This is a genomic window from Acidobacteriota bacterium (assembly GCA_035529075.1).
Taxonomy (GTDB): domain Bacteria; phylum Zixibacteria; class MSB-5A5; order GN15; family FEB-12; genus DATKXK01.
Genome location: DATKXK010000015.1, coordinates 49,131 through 70,297, shown reverse-complemented (window position 1 = coordinate 70,297; position 21,167 = coordinate 49,131). Strand labels below are relative to the sequence as shown.

Genomic DNA, 21,167 nt, shown 5'->3' with positions numbered 1-21,167 from the left:
TTTACACACGAGGGTTCAGGATATGAGCATCTGCGAACAGATATCAGAGAATCTGCAGAAGGGACAGGCTGAAGAGACTTCACGGTTGACACAGCAGGCGCTCGACGCCGGCATGCCGCCAAAAACCATACTCGACGAAGGGCTCATCGCGGGGATGAACGTGATCGGCGAGAGGTTCAAAACCCACGAAATTTTCCTGCCCGACGTGCTGCTCGCCGCCAAGGCCATGTACGCCGGCATGGACCTGCTCAAACCGCACCTTATCAGGGAGGGCGTCCCGGCAATCGGCCGGGTGGTCATAGGCACCGTCCAGGGGGACCTGCATGATATCGGAAAGAACCTTGCCGGCATCATGCTCAAGGGGGCGGGATTCGAAGTCGTGGATCTCGGCAAGGACGTCCCGCCTCAGGAGTTCATTGACGCTGCCGAGCGCACCGGCGCCCAGGTAATCGGCATGTCCGCCCTGTTGACCACCACCATGCCGGTCATGGCAAAGGTCATTGCGCTGGCCAGAGAACGGGGAGTGTACGACAAAATGAAATTCATTGTCGGGGGCGCACCGCTCTCGGCGGAATACGCCCGGCAGATCGGGGCCCACGCGTACTGCTTCGACGGCGCCAACGCCGTGGAGAGCGTAAAGGGGTTTCTCGGAGTGAAGTGACGTGCGGGAACTGCTCGATTGTCTGAAAAGCGGCACCGTGCTCGTGGCCGACGGTGCCATGGGAACGATGCTGCAAGAACGAGGGCTGAAGATCGGCGACTGCCCGGAGAGAATGAACCTCGACCGGCCGGATGTGCTCACACGGATCGCCCATCTGTATCTTGAAGCCGGCGCCGATATCATACACACCAACACGTTCGGGGCCTCGCCACTCAGGCTCGTGCCGTACGCCCTTGACGACAGGACGGAACGAATCAACGCCGCCGCCGTGCAGGCGGCGAGGGCGGCGGTCGGCGACAAAGATTACCTGTCGGCATCGTGCGGCCCCAGCGGAACCCTGCTCAAACCGCACGGTGACACCGACCCGGAGACCGTCTCGGAGAGCTTCGCGCGGCAGATAAGCGCGCTCGCAGAGGCGGGTATCGACATGATCACCGTGGAGACCATGACCGACCTGTCCGAAGCCGTTCTGGCCGTCAAAGCCGCGAAATCGATTGCGCCGTCAACACCGGTGGCGGCGACCATGACCTTCGATGCCACGCCGAGAGGGTTTTACACCATTATGGGGGTAAGCGTCGAGCAGGCCGTCGAAGGGCTCGCCGAGGCCGGGGCCGACATCATCGGATCGAACTGCGGCAACGGCATACGGAACATGGTGAGGATTGCCGAGGAGTTCAGGAAGCATACATCGCTTCCCCTGCTGATCCAATCGAACGCCGGGCTTCCGCTGATTCAGGAAGGCCGGGTCGTCTACCCTGAGACCCCGGAGTTCATGGCGGATGAAGCGCAGAAGCTGCTGGCCGCGGGAGTCAACATTATCGGCGGCTGTTGCGGCACCACACCGGAACACACGGCCGCCATCAGGAAAATCGTCGACGCCTGCCGCGCATGACCGGCTCTTCAACCACTCGATAGCCGGGTCTCTTGACGTCCGCCCCCGCTCCTTGACATATTACGTGGTTTCACCGGCCTAGTTCTTTCGGGCAACAAAAAGCGTCACTTTGGAGTAATGCCCCCGTCCGTGACGCTCGATATCCAGGGCGTGACGGGCAGGCCCTGCATCGCAAAGCTGAAGCTGCCGGTCACCACCCAGTTCACCGACGATCCATCAAGTCGCTCATGGATCGGGTGAAAAACCTCGACGAACTCACGAGAGATCGTGCCCAGACTCCTCTGCCGGCCCCGCCGCTATCCCTTATCCGGTGACGCGATACCATACACGTGCCTCTCATAGTCTCTTCTCGGTCCTCGGTACATCCGCACCGACGGCTGCGTGTATGTAAAGCCCTCGCGCAGCAAAAGGGCGACCATATCCCGGTTGACCTCCGGAACCCCCATACCCAAGCCCTTCGCGGCGTACTTCGCCACAACGGCCGAGAGCAACTGCCCGGCGCTATCGGTATCTTGCGCGACAAAAGGCGCCACGGTAAACCGGTCGTCACTCGTCGGCCTGACAATCGCGTAGGCGGACAATTCGGTGTCGCCGACCGCATAGGCCGACTGACCGAACTCCCGGCAATAGCGCCTGAGCAAATGCTCACGCTTCACGCCGGTCTTACGCAGGTCGAACTCGACCAGGGAATCGGAGTGACCGGTCTTGGGAGCCGACGCCGACCCGGCTGCCGCACCCGGCGGGCGGTAGAAACGAAGGGACAGATACTTGTCGACAAAACCCAGCCGCCGGTAAAGAGAAACGGCCGGGAAAACTCCGTCCAGCTCGATTGTCCTTGCTCCTTCACCTTCAAGATAGCTCATGGCATGACGCATGAGCTGCTCGCCGATGTTCTTCTGGCGGCAGGCCGCCAGGACGATCAGCGAGCCAAGGAAAGCATAGTCGCCGTAAAGCATACACGTAATCATGCCCGCGCGCTCACCGCCCTTCCACGCAACGAAGCAGCCCGACGGCTGCAGGGAAATCAACCGCCGGAAATCATCGGGAAGATACCCCCATTCCTCGATGTCCGTCAGCCTGTTGGCAAACGGAATGTCCGCTTCGGACATGGCAAGGATGCTCAGATCACTATCTTCGGACTGCACACCGTTCCTCCTGTGTTGCTATAGTCGACGTTGGGGATCCCGGACGGCCGCCGGCGGCGGCCCCGGCAGGTCCTCATCTTCTTCTCCGGGCGACATGACTTCAGCGCCCGCGTCGACAAGTCACAGCGGTACGAGCAAGGTGCGGTTTCACGCGATCACCGCTGCCCCCCGGCATAGAACGCTCTCACTGGGACGCCCGTTTCCCGGCTGGCCTGGTCTGCAATCTCTTCGAGCCGATCGGGCGGGACCAGCGATATCGCGGCATCGGGAACGGGGCGGTCAATCGAGTACATATGGACTTCCAGGGGGCGGATCTGCCGGAGCAACTCGAAATAGGCGTCCAGCTCGGCCGGGTTCACATTCGACGGTGTGCCGTCCAGGAGCACCGTCTGAAGGTAAATGTTATCGAGCGCAATGAGACGGTCGACGATTTCCCGGAAACGGATTCCTTTGGCGGGCCTGTTTATCGCCCGGAAGGTTCTCTCGGTGCCGGCATCGAGCTTAAGCACCGGCAGGTCCACCCGGGAGAGACTGCCGCGAACCTCGTCGCGCACCAGGCCGGCGGCGTTGGACAGCAGCGCCACCCGCGCCAACGGTTTGTACGCGTCCCGAAGATCGGCGACCGCACCGACCAGTTCAGGAAACCGGGGGTACAGGGTGGGCTCGCCGTTCCCGGAGAACGTAATCAGATCAAGTTCCGTCGGTTTTCGGAGGGCTTGTTCCAGCGCCGTGACGACTTCATCGACGGACGGCAGGTCGTCCTCCCGCCCGGACAAGTCCGCGGTACATACGTCGGTCAGCCCATAGTGGCAGTAAACACAGTTGAAAGAGCACAGCTTGTACGTCGTCGGCATCAGGTTAATTCCCAGAGATTTCCCGTACCGTCGGGACTGCACCGGGCCGTACAAGACTCCTTCGTGAAGAGGCAGCAACATATTCTAACCTGTATCCTTGACTCAACCTGTCACTCAACGGGCCGATATTCAATCGGATCTGATGTGCAGCGTTCCTGCGACCGCCAGCACGTCGTCCACGAAATCCCCGTACACCATGGCCATCTCGCGCGACACGAATTGCCGGGGCGCGGGCGGGTTATGCAGCTGTACCATGACGGTGGTGCGGCAATTCTCACCGCCGAGGTCGCGCGTTTCGGTCACCTCGCCCTTCAACACGACCAACCTGTCCCCGATGCCCATATTGACCACGGTGACCGTTCCCCTGGGCATTTCGCAATAGGCGGTTACGGTCCCTTCGTGGCCACGCCACGTTCTGAGAACCGGCGGGCCGGCCGCCATGTTGCACGGAACCGCACAGTGCCGCACGGCCATGACGTCCCCGCCGTACGTGTGAACCTCTCCGAAAAACACGGGCTTTCCGGAGAGCGCGTGCAGGATCATCATGGGCGCGGCATTCTCACCGCGCCAGCAACCGGTGAGGTAACCGGTCTCGTTCAGCTTGGCTATCGCATAGCACATCTTTCCCCCGACCAGTTCGGAGAACTGGCCGCACCAGAGCACGTAGGCCGCCTCGGCCCCCATGCCGTCAATTACGCTCTTCATGGCCAGATAGAGAACAGCCGATTGCCTGACGTCCTGAAGCGTCGGCTCCAGCACCATGGCTCCCTCCATCCAGCTCTTCGCCAGCCTTTCGGCCTCGTCGGTGTCGGCACGCGTCAGTTCGCGCCTGAAATCCTCCATATCCACGTACGCGGTCTTGAGCGTCCCGTCGACCACCGGATTGCGGTACCACGGCGCGGCGTCGAGTGACCGTTCCCCCGAGTCAAAGACGCACACGGTGGCCTTTCTCACGTACGCGGCGGCCCTGAGCACCCTCGCGCGCCGTGCAATACCGTCGTAACTGAACGCCACGTGCACGTTGTCGCAGTCGGCTATGGAGGAATACGTGTCGAAGGCGTCACCCGGCGCGCCTTCCTCTCCGGCCAGGATCAGCGGAATACCCGTGCGCGCCAACGCCTCCAGCGCCGAAAACTTGTGCATGCAGTGCACAAACACGAGGAATACGTCGGCCCCGGTGTCCAGGCGCAACAGGTCGCTCTCGGAACGCACAAGAACCTTGTCCGCGAGGTCCATGGCCAGGTGCGAAAGGATTTCGCTCGTCCGTCGTTCCTGCTCGGCCCGGTCTTCGATGTCCACAAAGCCGAGGCCGTCCGGGCTGAGAAACGATGACCTGTCACCGACCAGACAGACCGGCTGAACCTTGAATGGTTTACGCGCGTCTGCCTTCATCGACGCCTCCCCGAAATGACTTTCCGTCGCTTTCCGTTCCTGCCGTCCTGCCTCAGTATGCAAGAATCCCGCGCCGATGTCCACAGGCGGCATCACACAATGTTGTAGTCCTTGAGCACGCGCAGCGTGTCAATGGCGGCATTGGCCGCATACGGCTCGCCGTCTTCCGAATCCCAGCTTCAGTCCCCGCGGTCTGAACCTGCGCGCCCCAGCCGAGCCAGTATTCTCGGACGATCTCCAACTCCTGAAAATCAAAGCCCTCGGCTGACAGTATCAGGATCCGTTGAGCGGACAGGTCGTATTCTCGGGCCTCATCGGTATGTTCCCACCATTTTTCAGCGGACATAGCACCATCCCCCGGCATCAGGATCCACACACTCAGGATACCACATATTACAGAGAAGAATGTCGTCTTCACCGGTTTCCTACCCACCAGTGCCTGACGACGCGGAGCGGTCAGGCCGGTTTGATCGCCGTGATGAGGGCGGACGCTACCGCGTCGGCCGCCTTTTCACCAGCCTTCCACTTCCGAATTACACTCCGGCTCTCTTGTTGGGGCGCCACGCTGACGCGTTCAAACCCCGCCCCGATGAGCATATTCTCCAGGTCGGTAACCAGAGCGGCTCCCGCAATGCATTGCACGTAAGCGTCGCTGTCCTCTCGCAATTCGGCTGGCAGTTCCGTGATGGCCACAATGTCAGACACGGCCAGCCGGCCACCCGGCTTGAGCACCCGGAATATTTCCTGAAAGACTCGCGGCTTGTCCGGCGAGAGGTTGATAACGCAATTTGAAATAACAACGTCGACGGAGTTATCCGCTACCGGCAGGTTTTCGATCTCTCCCAGGCGGATATCGATGTTTCGGCGACCGAGGGTCGCAATTCGCGACCGCGAACTGCTGACGAGCTCCGGGGTCATGTCAACCCCTATCACTTTCCCCGTCTCTCCAACCAGCCGGGCTGCCAGATAGCAATCCAGCCCTCGGCCGCTGCCGAGATCCAGGACGGTTTCCCCGGCTTTTATGGCCGCACCCGGCAGGGGATTGCCGCAACACAGCCCGGCGGCCGCTCCACCGTGAAACTCTCTTACTTCCTGCGGCGAATAGCCGAAGAACTCGAAGTCTTCCTGCACCTGAGCAGCGTCAGAATCGCCTGAGCAGCAACTCTCCGTTTGCTTGCTGATCTGCTGACCGTAGAACTTACGGACCAGCTTTCGTTTCGCTTCTCGCTTGTCGTCTTTCATCACATCCCTCGCTGATTACTTTGGAATGTCCGTTCCCGGATGCAGACGGGAGTTCCACCGAAAGAACGCAAATTCTCTCCCCTGGCGGAAGATCAATTTTCACAGAGGCAGGTCAATCGCCCCTTGCCCGCCCCTGCCATCCCGCTATTTCCGACCGGAAAGCGAAAGCCCCGGGCTGTCGGCCGCGCCGATTTCTGCTCGGATTGCCGCCGTCGGCCGCGGACACCGGGCAAAAAAGCGGCCCTTAAGGAATGCCGCCACGCGCTGTTGAATATCAACACACCTTGTCTGACGCGTGGGCATTCCATATATTCGAGCGTTCGGTGCCATTTGTTCGGGAACAGTATGCAGCGACGAGAATTCCTCAAGAAATCCGGTCAGGCCCTGGCCCTGGCGGCGGTGACCGGCGGGACCGGTGTTCTCTTTCACAACCGCCAGACCGCTTCTTATCAGCCGGTCATGACCAAGGTCAGCAACTTCGAGGTGCCCCCGGACCCGTCCCTGCCGCAGGTTGCGCTGGCCCGGCATAACGATCCGGCGGCTGCCCTTCACGCTGCCCTCGACGCCGTGGGCGGCATCCAACGGTTTGTTACTGCGGGCGAGCGGGTGACGATAAAGCCCAACATCGGGTGGGACAGAACGGCGGCCCAGGCTGCCAATACCAATCCCGTACTGGTGGCTGAAATGACCAGGATTTGTCTGGCTGCCGGCGCCGCCGAAGTGATAGTCACCGACGTAAGCTGCAACGACTCGCGCCGCTGCTTTCTCCGGTCAGGCATAAGAGATGCCGCTGAGAAAGCCGGCGCCCGCGTCATGCTCCCGAGACCCGCCGATTTCGTGACAATGGATCTGGGCGGGAAAATCCTGACGGCCTGGCCCGTGCTGCAATACTTCGTAGAGACGGACAGGCTGATCAACATGCCTATCACCAAGCAGCACTCGATGTGTCAGTGTACTGTCGGCATGAAGAACCTGTACGGCATACTCGGAGGACGACGCAACCAGTTGCACCAGCACATAGACCAGTCTATAGTCGACCTTGTCAGTTTCTGCCGCCCCACGCTTACCGTGGTCGATGCCACCCGGGTCCTGTTGCGGGGCGGCCCGCAGGGAGGGTCGCTTGACTACGTGGCACGGGAGGACACGGTCATATGTTCGACCGATCCCGTGGCGGCTGACGCGCGGGCGGCGGAATTCCTCGGCCTTCAGGGCGACCGCGTCGGCCACATCGTCCTGGGCGAGCAATCCGGGCTGGGCACGGTCGATTACCGGTCCATCGGATACAAAGAGATCGTCTGATGCACGTCCGTACTGTCAGAAACCTTCGGCGCATCTCGCAAGTAGTGTTCTTCGCAGTATTCTTCTGGCTCGTGCTCAAGACCACCTTCGAGGTGAGTTTTCGCCCCGCCGACATCACGGAGATCCGTCTGCCCTACCCGGTTTCAATCGCCCTGGAGTTCGACCCCCTGGTGGCGATCGCCACCCTGCTTTCCAGCGGGACCGTGTATAAGGGCCTGCTGTGGTCGCTCGTCGTCCTGATCCCCACGATCTTCCTCGGGCGTTTCTTTTGCGGCTGGGTATGCCCGCTGGGTTCGGTCAACCACTGGATTTCCGAGATCCGGTCCGAGAGACCCCGCAGACGCGGCGCTCGCAAGATTGAGTCAAACCGATACAAGAAATACCAGCGTCTCAAGTACTATATCCTGTTCGCCTTTCTGGCCGCGGCGACGGCGGGCACGCTGCAGGTGGGTCTGCTCGACCCGCTGTCGTTGCTGGCGCGCTCCATCGGAACGTTCGTTCTGCCGGTTATCCATACCGGGGCCCTGCGCCTGGTTGAATGGGTCGGAACCATCGGCCTGCCACCGCTTACTACCGGGGCGCGGTCCGTCTATGAACTTACAGCTTGGGCTCTGCTGCCTTTTCGCCAGAACTACTTTCACACGGTCGTATCCATCGGCCTTTTCTTCATTGTCATCCTGGCCCTCAACAGAGTTTTCACCCGTTTCTGGTGCCGTGGGATATGCCCGCTGGGGGCGCTCCTTGGCGTCTTTTCCAGGTTCGCCATATTCGGCCTGGAGAAGGTCGAATCAGGGTGCGACCAGTGTCACAAGTGCCTTCTTTCCTGCCAGGGGGCGGACGACCCGGAGATAGGCTCCCCCTGGCGGCAAACCGAATGCCACCTGTGCCTGAACTGCCAGGCGGAATGCCCGAGCAACGCCCTGAGATTCAGGTTCTTCCCCGAGCAGGTCAGTACGCAGGCCAATCCCGCCGGGACACCCAAAGTGGACGTTACGCGGCGGAAATTTGCCGCCTCCGTGGCCGGCGGGCTGGTACTGTTTCCGCTTTTCCGGTCCGGCGATGCCTTCGAGGTCAACAGCAACCCCCGCTTGATCCGTCCCCCGGGCGCAGCACCGGAAGACGATTTCTTCGGCCGCTGTATAAGGTGCGGCCAGTGCATGCGCGTGTGCCCGAACAACGCCCTGCATCCCACCCTGTTCGAGGCCGGCCTGGAGGGCATATGGACCCCCGTCCTGATTGCAAGGATCGGCTACTGTGAGCCCAGTTGCACGCTCTGCGGCCAGGTGTGCCCGACCGGCGCTATCGCCGAGCTTTCGCTGGTCGAAAAGGTCGGTGACCAGGACACGCCGCCCAACCGTATAGGCACCGCGTTTATTGACCGCGGGCGGTGCCTGCCGTGGGCCATGGCTACGCCGTGCATCGTCTGCGAAGAGTGGTGCCCGACCTCTCCCAAGTCCGTTTATCTCCGGGACGAAATCGCATATGACAGCCGGGGAAAAGAGGTCAGGGTCAAGCGGCCATACGTTGACCCGGAATTGTGCACGGGCTGCGGAGCGTGTGAATACGCCTGCCCCGTCATTGATCGACCAGCCGTCTACATGACCTCGGTGGGCGAATCACGTTCGGCCCGAAACCAGATTCTGCTTCGACGCCGAAAAGCCAAACCGCGGACCGCTAACAGGAGCCGGGATTATGAGTAAAACTGCCGTGTCGCTGCTGAGCGTACTCGTCCTCTTGTCCGTCACGTGCGGCGACGGTGCAAAACAGGCCGGGATCGTCCACTCCGCCGATCTTCTGCCCGATACGGTGGCCGAAGGCCGGTTGGCCAGGTCCTCGGAAGTCAGCGTCTTTACGGACTCTACGCTCTGGGAATACATCGACGGCGGAGCCGAACTGTTTCTGTCGTACAATTTCCAGGAGGTCGCCACAGCCGAATACGGGGATGACAACACAGCCATCGTCGTGGAGATCTTTCGATTCGACAACGCCACGGATGCGTACGGGCTGTACTCGCTCGCGCGGCCCGATTCCCCCAACCTGGTCTCGCTCGGCGTGGAGGGCATCGTTTCCACGGCCAACCTTCAGTTCGTGAAGGGTGAGTTCCTGGTGGCCCTGACCGGTTACGACGAATCCGAGGAAACCGCGCGCGCCCTGATGCAGGCGGCGCAGGAGATCGAGCCGCGCGTCCCCGGGACCACCCTGCCACCTGAGGCCTTTTCGCTGTTCCCGGCCGACAGCACGGTTGTTGCCGGCGATCAGTACTTCGTCCAATCCTTTCTCGGTCGCGAGTTTCTTGCCGGTATCTATACGCGGCGCTTCTTTCTGGCCGGTGACACGGTCATGCTGTTCGTATCCGGGACGATGTCCGGTGACGCGCTCTCCCGGTGGCAGGCCAGACTTGACGAGATGGGGTTACGTGACTCGACTTCCGGCACCTTCGTGTTCGAGAACGGCACGGCTTTTGGCACCGATGACGGTTCCGGTGGCGCAGTCATCGGCGGTCTGCGCGGTGGCAGGGTAGTGGGAATGGTGGGCTACAGCGAGCCTCACCGGGAGTTTCTGAGTCTCTGGCTGAGTACGCTGCCGTAGTCGGTCTGCATTATGAAGTGGCCAGGCTGCCAATCAGGGCCGCCACGAGCAGGGCAATCAGTGAAAGAAGCAGCCACTGCAACCCGATGACCGGGAGCAGGATAGTAACGGCACACAGAGCCCCCACAGCTGAGCCCAGCAGTTCGAAGGCGTACCCGGAGCCCCGGTTCTCAGCCGCGCTCCCGTCGTAGAAACGGCGCGTGGCCGCCACAAACAGGCACCCCGTGGCCAGCGCACTCACAAACAGGAACAGCAGATGATACGGAAAGACCATCTGCGGATGTACGGAACCGTAAGTGAGAAGGAACACGATCGCCGCGGCAAGGAACATCAACAGGGCACAGTACTCGGCACCCCGACCGACCGTTCGCACCGTGAAGTACGTGCCGAGGGCCAGCCCCAGCATGAAGACACCAATCAACGCGGCCATCTCCGCGTAAAGAGAACCGGCCGAAGACTGAAAGACGTAAAACGAAACCAGCTCCAGTGAAAGGGATACGACGCCCGCAGTAAAATACAGAAACAGCCCGAACCGCCGCCTTCTTCCCCTGCCGGTCATCGTAACCACCAGCAGCAGAACAATTGCCGCCGGGAGGGCAACGACCCAGGCCGGCTTCCTGAGAATGAGCGAAAACAGCCCCCTGTCGAGGCTGTTTGCTTTGGCCCGATACCACGCCTGATACTGTGGCAGCACCGGCCGCTCCATGCTGTTTATGGCGTCTGACTGCTGCACCGCCTCACGCAGGCGCTGCACCTTAGTCTCGTCCAGCCGATCAACCAGATAGTTATCGCTTATGTACTGTGGTGAATACCCCAGACCGGACAGCCGGGTGCTCACCGAATCGTAAGTAAGGTCCGCCAGCGGCGCGTCGCTGGCGAAAAACAGGGTCATGGTTCCCGGCCACATAGTCACGTATTCAAACGAACTGCGCAGGACGTTGTGGATGACGGAAAGCAGCACTTTCGCGTCGGCCGAGATATACCGGTCGGTATCGAAACGCGTGGGCAGGTACAAGATGCCGTCGGGTTGCAGGAATGACCGGGCGGCCCTGAGGAATCTCGGCGTGACCAGGCGGCTGTTCCGGTAGATGTCAAGCTCGCCGGGATTGACAATCATGATATCATACTTCGGTGAGCCGGACGCTCGCGAGAAAAGCGCCACCGGGTCGTTCTCGATCTGCCGGACAGCCGGCGATACCGGCAGCAGATCGCTCAGCGCCTCGGTCAGCAGGTGCCGGGGATCTACGGTCGTAAGCGACAGTCCGCGCACGCTGTCCGCCAGTTGAGCCACCCCGAATTCGGACCGTCCCACAAAAAGAACCCGGCGCGCGCCGGGGTTGTAGGCCAGCGGCGGGATTAACATATTCTCGGCCGACTCCAGATTGGGATAGACCGCTTCAACGGTGTTATCGGTCAACAGGACAAGGCTGCCGTCACGGGACAGGATCGCCTGGTGACTGTAATGGGTGTCGAACGAGTGCTCCACGTGGTAGGAGGCGTTCTTGACGCCTTCCAGGTACGCGTCGGCATGGGACGCTGCGTAGGGCGTGATCAGCAGGACGGCCGCGATGACGCCCGCGCCGGCAATGATCCCGCGTCGTCTTTGGCTCCGTCGCGGCAGAGCCAGGCCGCCTCCAACGATCGCCACGAGAATCACCGACATCCCCAACGTCGCGACCACCCTGCCGACGAGAACGGCAATGATAAGCCCGGCGGCAAAGGCACCTATGCCCTCAAACAGGTAGACTCGCACGATCGACTGGGCGGCCTTGCGGTCCTCCCGGGTTATCGACGGGAACAGCCATCCGGCGATGAATCCGGTCGGCAGCATCATCATGCCCGACACCACCGCCGCCGTGCTGAAGGGAATGATTTGACCGATAAGGCCGGTGGTGACCATTGGCGACAGCCGCGTGAGAACGACCGTTATCGGCAGGACAAGGATGGCGGCTGAAAACAGCGCATTTGATCCGGGTCCGCTGACCGCCCTGCCCCCGAGGTAGGCGCCAATGGCCACCCAGACCAGCCAGCCGAAAAGGGCCGTGCCAATGAACAGTTCGTCGCCGTTGAGAGAGGAGACCAGCTCGCGCAGAAGCAGCACCTGGCCGCCAGTCGCGTAGAACCCGAGCAGAAAGGCCTTACGATTCATTCAGAACAGCCCGGGAATCTCCCGGTCGCACTTTTGACAGCGGTTTCCGGTCAATCGGTATGTATGGATACGGTACCCCTGGCGTCCGATCACAACCTGCCCGCACGCCGGGCAGTACGTCGATTCGGCAGGATGTCCGCGCAGGTTACCCAGATACACAAACTCCAGGCCCTCGCCGCGACAGATCTCGTGGGCCTTTTCCAGCGTCCTTTGGGGGGTCGGCGGAAGATTCTTCAGCAGGTACTGGGGATAGAACCGGGAAAAATGAACCGGCACGTCCGGCCCCAGATACGTCTTGACCCAGCGGGCGAGGTCTCGAAACTCAGCTTCGGTGTCGTTAAGGGTCGGCACGACCAGGTAGACTATTTCGAGCCATACGCCTGATTTCCTGATCTGGATGAGCCGGTCCAGGACCGGCTTCAGTTCGCCCCCGACCACGTTCTGGTAATACGCCTCCCGCATCGCCTTGAGATCCACTTTAATCGCGTCCAGCTGTAACAGGAGATTCGCAAGCGGCTCCTCTTCGATGAAGCCCCCGGTGATCATGACGGACTTCACGGAATCACGGTGCCCCCGTTCGGCCGTGTCGTACATGTACTCGTAGAAAACGACCGGCTCGGAGTAAGTGTACGCCATGGTCGGAATCTGCCTCTGTTTGCATATGTCGACAAGAGCCTGCGGGGAGACGTCGAGGTTGTCAGTCTGTTCGGGACGTGACTGTGAAATTTCCCAGTTCTGGCAGAATTTGCAGTTTACGTTGCAGCCGGCCGTGGCCAGCGACAGCGCCGTCGTACCGGGGTGAAAATGGAACAGGGGCTTTTTCTCTATGGGATCGATGTTCAGCGCACACGGCAGGCCGTATACAAGGGTGTAGTATACATCGGATCGATTCTCTCTGACGCCGCAGTAACCCCGCTCGAGGTCGGTCACGAGGCAATGCCTGGGGCAGACGTGACATTCAATTCCGCCGCCTTCAAGCTTCTTGTAGTAGCGTGCCTCCACCGACGACAGTTGCCCGGCCGTGTCAAAGGCGTACGCATTCTGTATGCCGCCCAGGTATTCAGGCAGCAGTTCCGTCTGGCAGGCGGCGGTGGCCAGGGCGCCACAGCCAAGGCAGCGAAGGAATGACCGTCGTTGCATCAGAACAGTTCTCCCGGCCGACGGCGCCCGTCGGCGTCAACCAGCACCACGTTCAGATCTATACGCGACAGGTCGGCCGTCCCGAGCCCTGTCGCTTCGGCCGAACCGAGGTATTTCACGGGCCGCCCGGCCTTCTCGAGGGAAGGCAGACCGTTGATAGCGCGGATACGCTCCAGAATCTCCAGCCCCACCCGGTCGGCAGCCACCGGGTCATCAGAGATCACTACGCCGTTGTAAGAGTACATATGCCTGCCGACAAAACCGGGACCGCGATCATACTGGACCCGGACGGCGTCGAGTACGGTCAGCCGGTTCTTCTGCCGGATGGGCGAAAGGTTGGAGACGTGGGCACAGTAGGGATCGCAGTTGTTGCCGTGGTACTTGTTCGGGTTGTGTATCGCACCGTACATGTTCTTCAGCCCGGCCGAAAGACCCGCTATGGAATGGTCCTTGAGCACCGGCAGATTGACGTTGTGGTCGACCATGTCCGTAAGAATGCGAGTAACCAGAGAATTGACTTCTCCAAAACTGTAGAATTCTTCACTGTACCCGGCCCCGTTTGTGTCCGTGCCCAGGCACCGCCGGCCCCTGGAAGCCGCGTTGAGCGGGAAGTCGGCCCCGGCCAGTTCCCGGTTGGTCCGATCCCACACGACCAGGTCATTTTCGTCAAACCCGGCGCCGGTCAGCAGCTGGGACAGCGCATCAACCAGCGCCACCGGCGTCGAATTGCGCCTGCCGACCAGGCAGTTCGTTTTCATACCGATCGTGCCTGAGGGCAGGTATTTGCGCAGCGCCGCCCGCACCTCGTTCTCACCGGAAAGCCACCCAAGACCGGCCGAAAGCAGGGCAACGTATTCCTGTCGACCAAATCCGTTTCCCGTGGGCTTACCATTAGACTTGACGACAACGACACGACTCATATACTAATTATACGAGAAACTCGCAACCAGCGACACCGGTTTTCCCGACGCCGCCGCGCGGTCGGTTGGCCGATTATACCCGAGGAGGTCATAGAATGAGCAGGGCCGTTCCCCTTGCAGGTTTCCTTTTACTTGGTCTGTTCTGCGCCAGCGCAGCTAACTCAACCGTCAGGGAACCGGCCGTAGCCGGCACCTTCTATCCCGCCGACAGCGCCGCGCTGGCGGCAATGGTGGGAGATCACCTTTCGGCGGTCGGCGACTCGGCGTCGATCGACGGCGAGCTCATAGCGCTGATCGTACCCCACGCCGGCCTGATCTATTCCGGGCCCATCGCGGCATACAGTTACAAGCTGCTGGAAGATTCGGGCGTCGAGAACGTCATCCTCTGCGGACCCTCGCACCGACTGCGGTTTGAGGGGGTTTCAGTCTACGGCCCGGGTGTGGCATGGAAAACGCCCCTCGGCACGGTTCCGTGCGATGACCGTCTCTGCAAAGAACTCATAGATTTCGATCCGCTGATTGCCGAATCACCACAGGCGCACGAGGCTGAACATTGCCTTGAGGTCCAACTCCCGTACCTTCAGACAGTGCTCAAAGAATTCGAAATCGTGCCGGCAATCATGGGGCGGCCCGATCCACCCACGGCCAGGCTTTTGGCCGCGGCGATGGTGAAACTCAGTCCCGGCGGCCGGACCGTCATGATCGCGTCAACGGACTGGCAACACTACCGAGCGGCCGACGAGGGGTGGAAAATGGATTCCCTCGGCATCGACTGCCTGATGCGCCTGGATGCCCGCGGCCTTGAGAATCACCTCAAAAGCGGCAGAGTGGAGATGTGCGGCGGCGGCCCGACCGTGGCCGTTATAAAAGCGGCCGTGGCCCGGGGCGCCAACAGCGTGAAAATTCTGCGCTACGGTGATTCCGGCGATGTCTCAGGGGACAAGGGGTCGGTCGTGGGATACGTGGCGGCCGCGATCTATAAGGCCAGGGTCGGGCAGGGATCAGAGGCGACACTTCCAGACTCCCCGGATGCAGAAAGAGGACAAATCCCGACGGCCATGTTGTCTGACAGCGACAAGACAACGCTGCTGAGGATCGCACGGCAGTCCATCGAGAGTTACCTGCAAGACGGCAATCTGCCGACATTCGAGGTCAGCGGCATTCTGGCGCAACCGGGCGCCGCATTCGTCACGCTCGAGAAACAGGGACAGTTGAGAGGATGCATCGGGTACACGGTCGCCAGCACCCCGCTGTACCGGACGGTTTCGGAATGTGCCGTCAAGGCGGCCGTCGCCGACCCAAGATTTCCTCTGGTCCAGGCCTCGGAACTGGCCGACCTGCACCTGGAAATATCGGTTTTGACACCCTTGCAACGGGTTGAGTCCCTGGAGGAGATTCAGGTTGGGCGCGACGGGCTCATGATCTCCATGGGGGGTAATCGCGGACTGCTGCTTCCCCAGGTCGCAACGGACTACGGCTGGGACAGAACGGAATTCCTGAGGCAGACGTGCAGAAAGGCCGGACTGCCTGCTGAAGCGTACCAGTCGCCGGGAGCCGTCATCGAGAAATTCCAGGCCGTTATCTTCGAGGAATGACGTCGCCGTCGCGGGCACTGCATATCACCGTTGTAAGACCGGCCGTGCCGGTGTCGCCGGAAGGTGAATGCGGATGGAGATCACGTTTTCGGCGACCGTGGCCTCGCCGAACTTGTCCTGATAGTCTCTGAATGTAAATCCGTCCTGCCACGCGTCCTCTACCGTGAGGTACGGGTCCAGGTTAGCCACCAGGCTCTCGAATGCGTGCCGGGCCGTCCCGGCGTTCGGATAGGGAATGACGATCCGGGTGAAAACGACACCGGCGGAATCCCGGTAATCACCGGCCACACCGAATATCTCCGAACCCAGTTCGAGCACGTCCCCCTTGCCGAACGTGAGCATCATCTGAAGACTGTAAGGGCCCCTGACGATCAACTCCGTTCCGGGGACAAGGCCTTCCCGGGGCAGACTGTCTAACAACAGAACGGGTTCAGCTTCCGGTACGGACGTCGCTGCCCGGCTGACCAGCTCGACCATCACGGGGAGGAGGTCTTCGTCACCCATGAAATTGTTGACCTGAATGAAGCAACCGCCCTTTACAGCCGCAATCTGCGACCAGCCTCCGGAGTTCCTTACCGGCACGCCCTGGACGGGGGTTTCCGTTCCGCACCTGATCAGGTATATACCGAGCGCCGATTCCGGACTTGCCATTCGATACACTTCCAGACTGATCTCATCCTCGCCCCTGACGTAGTGCTGCACCAGCAGGTCTTCAAACCCGTACTCGTGAAACAACTCTGCGCCGCCGTCGATGTACCCGTAGAGGTCGTTCTTGACGAAGCGAAGCGTTTGTCCCGCCGTCTTCCACCCGGGCACGAAATCATCGCCGGGATATACGATCTCCGCCGCGATGCCGCCCGCGGCCAGCAGGACGGCGGCTGCAACTAATACTGTTCTCATAACGATACTCCGGGCGCCCGCGCGTCAGGCGGACATATCCACACGAGCGTGGTGCGTCCTTTCCGGGTCGACCACACCCAGTCCGAGCCGTTGGGCGTAGCGAAGATAGTCAGTGAAGACGGGGTGCTCGTTTACCTTGATCTTCATGCTCTTGCGCTTCTCCACCATTATATTGTGGCAAATCATGTCCAGCGCAAAAGGATCGGTGGCGAAAAACAGCGTCTTGAACTGGTACGTAAACTGAGCGGCGGGCATCGGCCCGCCGTCGTACTGCGCCACCAATCCATCCGCGACGTTCATGACCAGCTTATCGCGAATCGCCGAAAAGGCCATGACTTCCGTGCACACGTCAAAGAACAGCCCGCGGTGAAGCCTGCCGGTGTTGCAGACCGCGCCGTAACCGAGATTCTTGGCAGCCACGGAGATGCCGCCCCCGGTGTTCTTGCAGACGGGGACGTTTATGATCTTGGTCAGCTTCTTCGTGAGCAGCTTGCCGAAGTAGGAATACTTGCCGTTGAAAACGTGCTGATTCAGGTAGGGCTTGTCTTTCGGCCCCTCGATATCGGCCCAGTAGTACACGTCCATGTCGAAGTTGCCGACGCTGACGTGCCTGCCTTCGTCGTCCAGCCAGCGGCTGTCGTCCTTTGCTTCGCCGCCGATGGCCTCCTCGTCCGCGGTCTGCAATCCTTCTATGCCGATCCCCGGATACCGTTCTTCGGTAAAACCCGCTTCCTTGAGCATGTAATCGTAGCGGTCCCAGATGACGATATTCCCGCGCGGGATGCCGTTGTCCTCCAGCCAGGCAACGACGGCATCGACAACCTCCAGCCGCGTGCTGATCAGGCCGGCACCCACGGGATTGACCTTGATACCAACCGTATCACCGGCCTCAAAGAAGAGGTTGAAACTGTCGGCGGGACTCTTTCCGGTCAGTTCCTGCAATCCCCGCTGAAACATGTTCGCAACGCGCTCCGAGACCGGCCGGCCGTCGGCGATCGCCTGTTCATCGTACACCTCGACCACTTTGCCGGGAAGACAGCCGGGCAGCGATAGCGGGGTTCGCGGGACCTTCATCGCCTCGTCGATATTCGTCCTGGGTCTCTCCGTTTCCCCGTTCTTTTCTTTGTCCTGTGCCCACAGGGACGGGTTGCCCAGCATCAGACCGGCGCCAACGACGCCGCCGGCCTTGAGAAAATCCCGGCGGTTTACGTGAAGCCTGGTGTTCATTGAACGGTAACGACAGGGTGCCATAACGGGTCTCCTCCGCAGCAGAAGCGGAAACATCTCGACGTGAGATGCTTCTCGATGATCACCATTCTCTTGGGGACAAATTACACACTTCTGGAAGAATTGCAATCTTCAAGTGCGGAAACGAAGACCAGGGCCGGGTCTTCATCGGCGAACCGGCCGCAGGGGAGTTCTCGGCGTGGTCGGCGGCAAAAAAGCCTCGCGTCGCACCCGGAGCCGCCGTAGGTTGTCACTACCGGGAGGAATCCGCGTCATGAAGAAAAAAGCACAGGGGATTGACTGGTCGGACGAATGCTGGAAGGAAATGCTGGTTTTCCAGCGCAAGTCCATGTGGCTGGATGACACTATCGACAAACTGGCCGCCTGGTTCGGCCTGGGCCACGGAATCACCGCCGTCGACGTCGGCTGTGGCCTGGGGTATCTCGGTTACACCTTCTGGCCATATTTCGGGAAAGGCGGGCGGTACGTGGGCGTCGACAGATCACCGGCCTTGCTGCGGGACGCCGCGCGGTCCGCAAAGACGTGGGCCGACGCCGGAGAAACCTCGTTCGTCGCCGGTAACGCTTACGAGTTACCCTTTGAAGATGACTTCGCCGACTGGGTCATGTGCCAGGCCGTCCTGATGCACCTCGAAGATCCCCGACGCGCCCTGTCCGAGATGATCAGAGTGACCGGGCCGGGTGGACTCATTACCTGTATAGAATCGGACAACGTCCGCTATATGCTCTCGCAGCACTATTCCTCGCTGCCGGAGTTGGATATCGAGGATCAACTGCTGCGGGCCAAAGTCGCCCTCACCTGCCACCGCGGGAGGATTGCACGCGGCCACGGGGATAACGCCATAGGCCCCAGGGTCCCGAGGATGATGAGCGAGTTGGGGCTTGTGGACATCGACGTGCGCCTTAACGACCGCGTCCATTTCCTGGATCCGCCCTACGGGGGGCCTCATCAGCAGGACGCGCTGGACAACGTCAGAAAACAGTGGCTGGACGAGCCACGCCGCACGGCCTGGATTGACCGAGCGAGGCAGGAATTCCTCGAGGCCGACGGCGACCCGGCTGAATTCGCACAGTATGAGAAAGCGGAGAGTGAAGTTCTGGAAGTGTTCCGGCAACAGATCGACGACGGGACCTACTTCGCGTGCGCCTCAGGCGACGTTTACGTAATCAAGGCGAGGAAACCTGACGGGACGAGCAGGCAATAAGCCGCGAGCTTTCCGTATCCCGCAATCGTGCGTTCACAAAAGAGAAGCACTCTCCCCCGTATGCAGGGCATGAAAAAGCTGGGAGACAGGGATTCGAACCCCGATTCTACGGTCCAGAGCCGTATGTCCTACCATTGGACGATCTCCCAGTACTCACGTCATATCGGCAGGCTGCCGCAGGCCTTTACTCTGCGGCGGTGCCCAATATATACAATCGGCCGCGCGAGTCAAGCGCCGAATGGCCCGACCTTAACGGCCGGCCCAACGGTGAAAAACCAGCGCCGTCCCCCGGATTTCGAATCGCGCACGAGCAGTGCGGACGCGGTTACGCAAACCTACCGTCTCGCCCCGTCGAATTGTCAGGTTGACGACGTCGTAGTCCGTGCCCTGGCAGGTCAGGATTGCACGTTTGGAGATAGGTACTACTGACACCCTGTCACCAACCGCCCCCCGAATGATCCACACACTCGAATCGACCATAAGCACCTCGGCGGCGGCATCGACCAGCCGGACACGCGGCTTATACCGCCTGTTTGCGTCCTTGTGCGACCTGGCCAGCAGGAGCAGGTTGCCGGCGAAATGGTCCGGCTCGCCGATCGACGGTTGCACGATATCGACGCGGCGTGCCCCCCGCCGCAGGCAGTAGTCGAGAGCCAGTTCGGCGTCCGTGGCGTTCTTGTTCGTCGAGTGAGGCTCGATCCTGGTGCGCGAAGACAGCCGGTTCGGGCTGATTCTCAGGGAATCAAAGTCGCCCACGAGCAGGTCGGGCACCAGCCCGGATTTACGGAAGAAAGCGTATCCCCCGTCGGCCGCGATGCGGAATTTTCCACGGCAAAGCGAGCGGTAAAAGGTTAGATCACGAGCGCGATAGACCCCGCGCAGGAAGATGATGCAGTCTCTCATGCGGCATCACATGGCTGTGGACACGCCTGCCGCACCAAGCAGGGCCGTTTTCTCTTCGATGATGACCCCCACCGGCATGCCGGCCAGCAGGCTCTCCATTTTGCCGTGCTTTACGAAGTGCTCCATGAACCGCCCCTGATCCAGCGCGGTAATGATCTGCGGCGCTATCTGGCCCCCGATGTAGATGCCGCCGAGCGTCATGCCCTTCAGGGCCAGGTTGGCCGCCTCCGAGGCGTAACAGTCTATGAAAATGTCCAGCGCCTGGCCGGCTGTGCGGTCCCTGCCTGAGAGCGCCATCTCGATTATGGCCGCCGCCCGGTTCTCGGCGCGGTCATACCACTCCCCCCGGACTCCCCCGTGGGTGTCGACCAGGAAGTTGAATATCCGTTCCAGGCCGGTCAGGCTCACGATGTCCTCCACCTCGACATTGCCCAATTCCCCATACAGGTATTCCCAGAGTTCAGCCTGGATCTGGTTGCTCGGCGCGAAATCGGCATGGCCCCCTTCCGAGGCATACGGGTGGATCTGGTCGCCGGTGCGGTAGATCAACGCTTCACCCAGACCGGCCCCGGCGGCGATCAGGCCGAGATTCCCGTTCTCTCCGGGATTACCCTCGTTGATAGTGTAGAACCTGTCGGGGCCGAGATGCGGAAGACCATAGGCGGTCGCAACGATGTCGTTGAGCAATCGAACCTGCTTGATGGAAAACCTCTTCTCGATCTCGCCGCCCACGATGTGCCACGGGAGGTTGGTGGTTGAAACCTCGTTTCTGATCACGGGTCCGGCGACACCGAAGCAGGCAACGTCGATATCACCCTTGCTCTTCTTGTGATAGATTTTAAGGATTGACTCGAGGTCGGAATAGCCGGTGCTGACGAAATTAGCTTGGTCGTACAACTCCACCCGGTTGCCCGTGTTGCGCACGCGCGCAAGGTCAACCGACGACCCGCTTATGTATCCGGCCAGCATTGCTTTCATCACGCACCCCTGTATACCTTACTGCAAGTCCATCCTCAGCGAAGGCTTACCGCTAT

At 60.8% G+C, this 21,167-nt stretch carries 19 protein-coding genes and 1 tRNA gene; 8 read left to right on the top strand and 12 right to left on the bottom strand.

Translation table 11 applies throughout. The annotated features are described in order from the left end of the window. Positions 1-22: 22 nt before the first annotated feature. The 3 genes from VMY05_10020 (at position 23) to VMY05_10010 (ending at position 1,793) form a co-directional block, all read left to right on the top strand. On the top strand, positions 23-661 hold the full coding sequence (locus VMY05_10020) for a corrinoid protein (GenBank protein HUV31411.1): 639 nt from the start codon (positions 23-25) through the stop codon (positions 659-661). Position 662: 1 nt separating this feature from the next. Next, entirely contained in the window at positions 663-1,553 is an 891-nt protein-coding gene (locus tag VMY05_10015; protein ID HUV31410.1) for a homocysteine S-methyltransferase family protein, read from the top strand. 117 nt (positions 1,554-1,670) lie between these two features. Then, on the top strand, positions 1,671-1,793 hold the full coding sequence (locus VMY05_10010; GenBank protein HUV31409.1) for a hypothetical protein: 123 nt from the start codon (positions 1,671-1,673) through the stop codon (positions 1,791-1,793). A 56-nt stretch (positions 1,794-1,849) separates the two neighbouring features. Here VMY05_10010 and VMY05_10005 read toward each other — a convergent pair whose 3' ends face one another. The 4 genes from VMY05_10005 to arsM all read right to left on the bottom strand — a co-directional run bounded on the left by VMY05_10005 (position 1,850) and on the right by arsM (position 6,186). Then, entirely contained in the window at positions 1,850-2,698 is an 849-nt protein-coding gene (locus VMY05_10005; protein HUV31408.1) for a GNAT family N-acetyltransferase, read from the bottom strand. A gap of 155 nt (positions 2,699-2,853) precedes the next feature. After that, positions 2,854-3,552: a radical SAM protein gene (locus tag VMY05_10000; GenBank protein ID HUV31407.1), complete on the bottom strand. Its 699-nt coding sequence runs from the start codon at positions 3,550-3,552 to the stop codon at positions 2,854-2,856. Between the two features lie 129 nt (positions 3,553-3,681). Then, positions 3,682-4,944: a hypothetical protein gene (locus VMY05_09995; protein ID HUV31406.1), complete on the bottom strand. Its 1,263-nt coding sequence runs from the start codon at positions 4,942-4,944 to the stop codon at positions 3,682-3,684. Between the two features lie 456 nt (positions 4,945-5,400). Next, on the bottom strand, positions 5,401-6,186 hold the full coding sequence (gene arsM, locus VMY05_09990) for an arsenite methyltransferase (GenBank protein ID HUV31405.1): 786 nt from the start codon (positions 6,184-6,186) through the stop codon (positions 5,401-5,403). Between the two features lie 345 nt (positions 6,187-6,531). On the opposite strand from arsM, the gene VMY05_09985 reads away from it, so the two are divergent. From VMY05_09985 to VMY05_09975, 3 genes are read left to right on the top strand one after another with little or no spacing between them, the layout of a single operon-like run. Beyond that, on the top strand, positions 6,532-7,485 hold the full coding sequence (locus VMY05_09985) for a DUF362 domain-containing protein (GenBank protein ID HUV31404.1): 954 nt from the start codon (positions 6,532-6,534) through the stop codon (positions 7,483-7,485). Next, positions 7,485-9,185 carry a 4Fe-4S dicluster domain-containing protein gene (locus VMY05_09980; protein ID HUV31403.1) on the top strand — a complete coding sequence of 567 codons (1,701 nt, stop codon included), beginning with the start codon at positions 7,485-7,487 and terminating at the stop codon, positions 9,183-9,185. The genes VMY05_09985 and VMY05_09980 overlap by 1 nt, the downstream gene beginning before the upstream one ends. Next, entirely contained in the window at positions 9,178-10,074 is an 897-nt protein-coding gene (locus VMY05_09975; protein ID HUV31402.1) for a DUF6599 family protein, read from the top strand. The genes VMY05_09980 and VMY05_09975 overlap by 8 nt, the downstream gene beginning before the upstream one ends. A 10-nt stretch (positions 10,075-10,084) precedes the next feature. On the opposite strand, the gene VMY05_09970 is transcribed toward VMY05_09975, so the two are convergent. The 3 genes from VMY05_09970 to VMY05_09960 are packed head-to-tail and all read right to left on the bottom strand — an operon-like array spanning position 10,085 to position 14,283. Then, the gene (locus VMY05_09970; GenBank protein HUV31401.1) at positions 10,085-12,223 is read right to left on the bottom strand and encodes a hypothetical protein; all 2,139 of its coding nucleotides are present in this window, start codon (positions 12,221-12,223) and stop codon (positions 10,085-10,087) included. Further along, the gene (gene amrS / locus VMY05_09965) at positions 12,224-13,363 is read right to left on the bottom strand and encodes an AmmeMemoRadiSam system radical SAM enzyme (GenBank protein ID HUV31400.1); all 1,140 of its coding nucleotides are present in this window, start codon (positions 13,361-13,363) and stop codon (positions 12,224-12,226) included. It lies immediately after the preceding gene. Continuing rightward, entirely contained in the window at positions 13,363-14,283 is a 921-nt protein-coding gene (locus VMY05_09960) for a DUF362 domain-containing protein (GenBank protein ID HUV31399.1), read from the bottom strand. The genes amrS and VMY05_09960 overlap by 1 nt, the downstream gene beginning before the upstream one ends. Positions 14,284-14,378: 95 nt before the next feature. Here VMY05_09960 and amrB point away from each other — a divergent pair, with 95 nt between their 5' ends. Further along, the gene (amrB, locus tag VMY05_09955; protein ID HUV31398.1) at positions 14,379-15,878 is read left to right on the top strand and encodes an AmmeMemoRadiSam system protein B; all 1,500 of its coding nucleotides are present in this window, start codon (positions 14,379-14,381) and stop codon (positions 15,876-15,878) included. 24 nt (positions 15,879-15,902) lie between these two features. Here amrB and VMY05_09950 read toward each other — a convergent pair whose 3' ends face one another. Together VMY05_09950 and VMY05_09945 are read right to left on the bottom strand one after the other, a co-directional pair. Further along, positions 15,903-16,778 carry a DUF6599 family protein gene (locus VMY05_09950; GenBank protein HUV31397.1) on the bottom strand — a complete coding sequence of 292 codons (876 nt, stop codon included), beginning with the start codon at positions 16,776-16,778 and terminating at the stop codon, positions 15,903-15,905. 24 nt (positions 16,779-16,802) lie between these two features. Beyond that, entirely contained in the window at positions 16,803-18,029 is a 1,227-nt protein-coding gene (locus VMY05_09945) for a DUF362 domain-containing protein (GenBank protein ID HUV31396.1), read from the bottom strand. A 250-nt stretch (positions 18,030-18,279) separates the two neighbouring features. On the opposite strand from VMY05_09945, the gene VMY05_09940 reads away from it, so the two are divergent. After that, positions 18,280-19,230, top strand: a complete 951-nt coding sequence (locus VMY05_09940) for a methyltransferase domain-containing protein (protein ID HUV31395.1) — start codon at positions 18,280-18,282, stop codon at positions 19,228-19,230. Positions 19,231-19,308: 78 nt separating this feature from the next. On the opposite strand, the gene VMY05_09935 is transcribed toward VMY05_09940, so the two are convergent. The 3 genes from VMY05_09935 to VMY05_09925 all read right to left on the bottom strand — a co-directional run bounded on the left by VMY05_09935 (position 19,309) and on the right by VMY05_09925 (position 21,111). Continuing rightward, positions 19,309-19,379: transfer RNA gene (locus tag VMY05_09935), tRNA-Gln, on the bottom strand. A gap of 100 nt (positions 19,380-19,479) precedes the next feature. Beyond that, positions 19,480-20,133, bottom strand: coding sequence for a thiamine diphosphokinase (locus VMY05_09930; protein ID HUV31394.1), 654 nt, complete (start codon positions 20,131-20,133; stop codon positions 19,480-19,482). Positions 20,134-20,139: 6 nt separating this feature from the next. Next, complete coding sequence (locus VMY05_09925) at positions 20,140-21,111, bottom strand: glucokinase (GenBank protein ID HUV31393.1); 972 nt, start codon at positions 21,109-21,111, stop codon at positions 20,140-20,142. Positions 21,112-21,167: the final 56 nt, after the last annotated feature.